This window comes from Mycobacterium szulgai (assembly GCF_002116635.1).
GTDB lineage: Bacteria > Actinomycetota > Actinomycetes > Mycobacteriales > Mycobacteriaceae > Mycobacterium > Mycobacterium szulgai.
Window position 1 is genome coordinate 1 of record NZ_LQPW01000058.1, and the last position, 1896, is coordinate 1896.

Here is a 1896-nt window from a genome sequence, read left to right on the forward strand (position 1 = left end):
CCACGCACCAACCTACGACGCACTGCAGCGCAGGTCACTACCTTATTGGCAGCCAATGACTTTGGTCCCTAAAGATAGGGCTTTTCGGCATCACGGCGTCACCGGCGTCAATCGCCGAGCACGCGCCGGGTGTAGTCGTTGCTGAAGACGCGATTGGGATCCAGACGGTCACGCACGGCAAGGAAGCGGTCCCACTCCGGATAGCGCTCACGCAGCGTGGCCGCGCTCTGGTAATGGCGCTTGCCCCAATGTGGCCGTCCCGCATACTCATCCATGATCTGTTCGACGGCACGGAAGTAGGTTTCGAACTCCATGCCGGTGTATTGGTGCACCGCGATATAGCAGGTATCGCGCCGGTGCGCGGTCGAAAGCAAGGCATCGTCAGGCGCGGCGAAACGCATCTCGAGCGGGAACATGATCGGCAGCTTGCGACGGCGCACCACGTCGATCACGCGCTGAATCGCTTCGGCTGCGTGCTCACGCGGGATCGCGTATTCCATTTCGGTGAACCTGACCTTGCGCTCGGTCGCGTATACCTTGTAGGCGCGGTCGGTCACCGTGGCATCCGACATCAAACTCGTCATCAGCCGGTTCAGTCCGGGCGCCGCAGCCGGAAAGCGCCGTCCGGTTCGGCAGATCAGGCTCAACCCCCCGTTTTCGAAGTCTTCGCTCAGCCTGCGCTTCCATGCCGGGGTCGGGGTCGGTTCCTGGTCGCTACGGCGCGTGGTGCGCGTCAAAGCCGTTTCGGCGTAAGGGAATACGAAGAACTCGAAATGGTCGTTGCCGTCGACGTATTCGTCGAGTCGCTGCAGCGTCTGGGGCAACGAACGCAGCTCGTCACTGCGATGCAACGTGTACAGCGGGACGGTCTGCACGGTGACCTGTGAGATCACGCCCAACGCCCCCAGCGAGACGCGCGCCGCCAGGTAGTCGGAGCCCTCCGACAGCGTCATGATTTCGCCGCTCGCGGTGACCAGGCGCAGCGAGACGATACGTGCCGACAGATTCGGGAACCGTGCCCCGGTCCCGTGCGTCGCGGTCGCCGTGGCGCCGGTGATGGACTGCGCATCGATGTCGCCCTGGTTTTCCAGCCCCAGTCCGTGCGCGGCCAGTCGCGGACCCAGCGAATGCAGCTTGGCGCCGCCCTCGATGGTCACCAGCCCGCTCGACCGGTCGGCGTCAAGCACCCGCTGCAGGGCGGACATGTCGATCATCACCCCGTCCGTACACGCACAGTCGGTGAACGAGTGGCCGGTGCCGACGGCGCGCACCTTTTCACCGCGGCGCGCAGCCGCCGTCACCACGTCGGCCAGCTCGGCCTCCGAGGCCGGCCGCATGATCGACGACGGCGCGCAGAACTGCTCACCGGCCCAGTTGCCCCACCTCGGGCTCACCGCACCAGCTCCCGCACAACGGATTCGGCGACGGTGACCGCATGCATCACCGTCTCGTAGATCAGGTTCTCCGGTGTGTCCGACATGAGGTGATAGTTCGACAGCTCCTTATGGCGGTCAAACGACGAGAAGCATGCGGTCGGGTAGCCCGCACGGCTCATCAGGACGGCGTCGGTGCTGTTGCGCGAGCGCAGGCCACGGCGCAGCGGTGCGCCGGCCCGTTCGGCGGCGCGGATGACCAGATCGCGGAACGGCCGATGGAAATAGTCCTCCATGATCGTGGTGCCCTCACCCTCGAGCATGATCAGCTCTGGCGAGCCGACCGTGTCGAAATTCAGAAAGTAGCTCCGATCGGGGTTCAGCTCAGGCCGGTGACGTGCCAGGAAGCCGTAGATTCCGCCCTGCAGTATTTCCTCGGCGCCCAGCGACACCAGCAGCACCCGGACCCCTTTCACCGGGCGTTCGCGCAGCCGTTCGGCCAAAGCGACGAGCAATGCCACCG

At 64.9% G+C, this 1896-nt stretch carries 2 protein-coding genes; both read right to left on the minus strand.

The genetic code is table 11. From position 1 onward, the window contains the following. Positions 1-107: 107 nt before the first annotated feature. Entirely contained in the window at positions 108-1394 is a 1287-nt protein-coding gene (locus AWC27_RS11200; RefSeq protein WP_085670560.1) for a D-arabinono-1,4-lactone oxidase, read from the minus strand. Further along, on the minus strand, positions 1391-1896 hold a 506-nt coding region (locus AWC27_RS11205; RefSeq protein ID WP_139836916.1), incomplete at its 5' end, for a M28 family peptidase. The genes AWC27_RS11205 and AWC27_RS11200, both read right to left, overlap by 4 nt.